Annotated in this window: 2 protein-coding genes; one reads left to right on the top strand and one right to left on the bottom strand. The window is 55.2% G+C overall.

Translation table 11 applies throughout. The features are described from left to right. Positions 1–250 precede the first annotated feature (250 nt). Positions 251–535 carry a hypothetical protein gene (locus H7A85_RS20635; protein WP_182422414.1) on the bottom strand — a complete coding sequence of 95 codons (285 nt, stop codon included), beginning with the start codon at positions 533–535 and terminating at the stop codon, positions 251–253. A gap of 231 nt (positions 536–766) precedes the next feature. Between H7A85_RS20635 and H7A85_RS20630 the strand changes: the two genes are divergently transcribed. Next, a complete protein-coding gene (locus H7A85_RS20630; protein ID WP_182422413.1) occupies positions 767–985 on the top strand; it encodes a hypothetical protein in 219 nt (72 codons plus the stop codon). The last annotated feature ends 159 nt before the right edge of the window (positions 986–1,144 follow it).

Here is a 1,144-nt window from a genome sequence, read left to right as displayed (position 1 = left end):
TCGTGATAAGGGGGCGGCGGTTATGTCGACTGCCGCACGCTTCCGATACGCTCACGCGATTTGTAACTTGGCGGAGCGGATACAGCATATCGATCCGAAGGCAGCTCAGCATCTCGATCGTGCTGCAGACCTCTTGATAGGTCAATCAGAGCACAGGGCCGAACAGTAGAAGGTGAGCTTGGACTAGAAGTGGCTGGCTGCATACGAAGAACCAGCTATCATGCGTTGGTTCAGCGACAAGAAGGCGGGATTAAAAGCCGTTCCAGGCATCGTGTTCGAAATCTTCCGCCGCCGCCTCAGCCTTCCGACGATGTTGGGCGGAAATTAGGGCGACAATATCGAGTTGCCGGTTCGCTAGTTCCTCGAATAGCTCAGCCATTTTCAATGGCACCAAAGCATTTGCCTTCAGCAGTTCGCTCACAACATTACCGGCTGCCATCGAGGAGGTGATCAAGCGGCTGCAAAGGGTCTGCAGATCGTCCAGCATCCGAACCACCTCGGGGGCTTCGAATTTCTGATTGGTGGTTTCGCTCATGAAATATCCTCCGCTCTGAGCCTCGCACCCTCGTGCAAGCCCTCTTGAGTGAAGCTCGCTATGGTCAAAAACGTACGTTCGTAGGATTGGATGGCTAGTGGCTGAATAACGGGAAGTTGGATGGTTGCGACCCAAACTGCATGGTGTCGTGCTTGATGAACGGCTTCACCCCTCAGGGTTGCCTCCTATGTCTGAATCTCGAAAGGTGATTAGAGGCTGAGACATGGCGGCATGGCAGACCCTCATCCGATCTTCGGCGACCTTGCAGTTCGCGACAGACGCTTTCCCAACGGGCGCTGGGTGGTGCGTAACTCGAACGTGCCTTTGGACGAAGTGCTACACCTGATCGACACCGACTGGGATCTAGTCGACATCCTGAAGCGCCACGTCATGCTTCTGCGATCGGATCTCGTCGAGATCACCATGCTGCATCACTTGAAGCCGCTATAAGCTTGACGGAAATCCAAGAAGTTCATTGAGTCCGTGTGAAATCGGCGACCAATGGGATGGCCCAGTGTATCACGCGCAGGTTTGTGGGCTGGGGCGGTAGCAGATCGTCCTACCACGCGTTGGCTACGCCTTGGCGGCTGCAAGGGCTGCGATCAAACG

Origin of the sequence: Aureimonas sp. ME7 (genome assembly GCF_903970965.1) — a bacterium.
Classification (GTDB): Bacteria; Pseudomonadota; Alphaproteobacteria; order Rhizobiales; family Rhizobiaceae; genus Aureimonas.
The sequence above is the reverse complement of the archived record's forward strand: the minus strand, read 5'-3'. Positions and strand labels throughout refer to the sequence as shown.

Excerpts from the sequence above, each read along its gene's own strand:
- H7A85_RS20630 (WP_182422413.1), top strand. The coding sequence starts at position 767 with ATGGCAGACCCTCATCCGATCTTCGGCGACCTTGCAGTTCGCGACAGA.
- H7A85_RS20635 (WP_182422414.1), bottom strand. The coding sequence starts at position 535 with ATGAGCGAAACCACCAATCAGAAATTCGAAGCCCCCGAGGTGGTTCGG.